Origin of the sequence: Promineifilum sp. (SeqCode), from assembly GCF_041918635.1 — a bacterium.
Taxonomy (GTDB): domain Bacteria; phylum Chloroflexota; class Anaerolineae; order Promineifilales; family Promineifilaceae; genus Promineifilum.
Genome location: NZ_JAYRVJ010000757.1, coordinates 1 through 2745 on the forward strand (window position 1 = coordinate 1; position 2745 = coordinate 2745).

At 67.8% G+C, this 2745-nt stretch carries 1 protein-coding gene; it reads right to left on the reverse strand.

Annotated elements, in window-relative coordinates; all coding sequences use genetic code 11:
- Positions 1-2406, reverse strand: a 2406-nt coding sequence (locus ACE3UY_RS21905) for a hypothetical protein (RefSeq protein WP_374689601.1), incomplete at its 3' end; no start/stop codon positions are given.
- Between the last annotated feature and the right edge of the window lie 339 nt (positions 2407-2745).

The following is a 2745-nucleotide window of genomic DNA, read 5'->3' on the forward strand; positions in this document are numbered from 1 at the left end:
CTGCCCGACGAACACGTGAGTGACCCCCTGGGCGCGCAGCCAGTCGGCCGCCGCCGGGTCGCCCCAATCCTCCACCGCGAATCCCCGCTCATTAAACGCCCGCACCTGTGCGAACAGATCGGCGTTGTAAATGTGATCGACTGGCGGCGTGGTCGCCGCCCGGCCGGTCAGAGGCACGATCCAGGCCCCGCCGTCGCTGCCGGCCCAGGTGTTGCCAAGCCACTGCCAGGCGTTGACGGCGATATAGGCATCGCCCGGAAGGTTGGCGTCCACCCAGGCCAGCGCCGCCACGTCCGCCGGCAGGGCCAGAATGGTCTCGCGGTTGAGGATGTTGACCTGCTGCCGCGCGCCGAAGAGCGCCAGCGCGCCCAGCGCGCAACCGGTGATCACGGCCAGCAGCGCCCGCCAGGGCGTCATCGCCGGCCGGCCGGCCAGCGCGCGCGTCCAGCGATCTATCGCCCGCCACACCCGCCCGGCGACGATGGCCAGCAGCAGCGCCAGCGGCAGGAAGAGGGTGATGTACATGCTGTTCAGGTTAACCACCAGCGTCTCCGGCAAGCCGAGCCGGTCGCCGGCCAGCAAGACAAATAGGCTGCCGACCCAGACCACCAGCAGCGCCGGGAAAGCCGTCCAGCGCCGCCGCCGGGCGACGCCCACCACCAGCAGGCCGACCGCGACCGCGGCCAGCGCCAGGTAGACGCGCTCCCAACCGGCCGTCACGTAGCCGATCGGAAAGTCGTTGTAGCCGGGCAATGAGTCGCCGACCGTCTGGAGCGGATCGGTCTCAACCAGCAGGCGGACGAGACGCGGCAAGACCAGCAGCAGCGCCACCCCGCCGGCCTGGGCCAGCGCCCACAGGCGGCGGTAGCGGATGAGATGGGCCGCGGCAGCCAGCGCGGCGAACGGCAGATAGAACAGGAAAACGCGAAAGTGCAGGAGAAACAGCCCGGCGGCCAGCACACCGACCAGCGGCCAATAGCGCGGCCAGCCCCGCTCCAACCGCCACGTCAGGGCCAGCAAGACGGGCATGACCACCATGGCCGACAGTTGGGTCAGACGGCCCCACGTGGCGTAGTAGCCGGGGAAGAAGAAGGGCAGCGCCACCAGGAACGCCGCCACCAACCCGACCGCCCGCCGCCGCGTGACCATCCAACCGGCGGCGTAGACTGTCAGGGGCAGCAGCCCGTTGAGCAGTTGGCCCAGGTAGAGGAGCAGCCCCGGCAGCGGCCGGCCGGTCATCAGGACGAGGCTGGCCGACAGGGTGTGGAAGCCGAAATGATAGGGGAAATGCGCCACCGGGAGGTACGGCTCATAGTCGTCGAGGACGCGCCCCTTCTCGACCATGACGGCAGTGATCAGCGCATGGCGGCTGGAATCGACCCAGGGCGGGAAGGCCAGGTCGCGGACAGCGATGAAGCGCGCGGCGACGCTCGCTATCAGGAGTAAGGCCAGCAGGATGTGGATAAGTCGAGCATGGGTCGCCGGCGGAGAGGTCGGGGCGAAAGCTCGTCGCCGCCGGCCGATGATTGCCCAAGCCAGAACGACTACCCACCCCACCGCCGCCGCCGCCCACAACACCGGCCCCGACCAGCGCCCGCCGGCCAGCGACACCCACAACCAGATCACGGGCCAGGCCGCCACCCCCAGAGCCAGCGCCGCGCCCATCCAGACGGCTATATCCCAGCCGCGCGGCCGGACCAGCAGCAACAGCAGACAGCCGGGCAGCGGCAGGAACAGCAGCGCCGCCAGCAGCAGCTCGCCCTCCTGCGCCAGCGGGCGCGCCACGGCCGCGGCGGCATCGCCCGCGGTCAGGGCGTAGCGGGTGACGAAGCGCAGATCGGCCGCCGTCGTCTGCGGCGCGACAGCACCAGAGGATGTCGTCACCAGCGTCAGCGCCCCTGGCTCATACACGTCGAAGGAGTAGCCCCAGGCGGAGAGCTGGTTGTCATCGTCGCCCAGCAGGCGCAGCGTGTAAACCCGGCCGGCCGAGGCGCGTTGCGGCACGAAGCGCAGCAGTTGCTCCTGGTTGTGCCGCGCGTCGCGCGTGGGCACGGCTTGGGCAGCCACCCGTTGGCCCGCGTCGTCCCATAACTCCAGCGTGAGTACAGCCTGGCGTTCAGGCGGCGGGTCGCCATGACGGACGAGCAGCAGCCCGATCTCCGTCAGGCCGTTGCGCCGGGCGACGAAGGTCTGTTCCAGATAAAAATCGGGGCGAGGGGCGGGCAAACCCGTGTCCAGCCGCGTCTGGGCGACGTCATCGGCCAGGAGAAGACCGCAGACGTAGCGCATGGTGCACCCGCCCAGCCGGTCGAGCAGGATCAGACCCAGGACGAGAAGGGCGGCGGTCGCCAACAGGATAGTCGGAAGAAAAACATCGGCCTCGGCGTCTGCCCCCTCGGCGCGCATCGAGGTAGATGACCCTCCCGGTAATGAATCCATAGCCGAGGACTTTAACCCTTCTGGGACACAAGACGCAATAAAAAGAAAAAGTCACCAATTTCCGGTGACTTTAGAATCTTAATTCTATTCGTAAGGAAGTAGCGGCATACTAATGTTTGACGGACTTCCCTCCTTGCAAGTGGCGCCGCGAGCGATTTTGTCCCTCCTTCCTTCTCCCCCCCCGAAGCGCGGCGCCACTTCTCTTTTTCTTACAGCGGACACCACAAGCGCCATCGGCTACCGATGGCGCGTTACTGTTGGTGGCGCCAGATGGATTTGAACCATCGACCTAGGGCTTATGAGTCC